Annotated in this window: 1 protein-coding gene; it reads left to right on the top strand. The window is 42.5% G+C overall.

The genetic code is table 11. The features are described 5' to 3' along the window. On the top strand, positions 1 to 207 hold a 207-nt coding region (locus tag K5R64_RS16305), incomplete at both ends, for a hypothetical protein (RefSeq protein WP_374758135.1).

The following is a 207-nucleotide window of genomic DNA, read 5'->3' as shown; positions in this document are numbered from 1 at the left end:
TAACTAATGTAACTGTAACAGACAACAACGCTGTGGTTAGTGGTGGACCTATTGCCTCGCTTGCTGTAGGTGCTACTGACACTACAACATTCACTGCGGTTCACACCATAACCCAAGCGGATATCAATGCAGGTATTGTTTACAACTTGGCTACAGCTAACGCTAAAGATCCTAAAAACAATAACATTATTGCTACCTCTACTGACC

The organism is Flavobacterium sp. UMI-01, from assembly GCF_019656315.1.
Taxonomy (GTDB): domain Bacteria; phylum Bacteroidota; class Bacteroidia; order Flavobacteriales; family Flavobacteriaceae; genus Flavobacterium.
The sequence above is the reverse complement of the archived record's forward strand: the minus strand, read 5'-3'. Positions and strand labels throughout refer to the sequence as shown.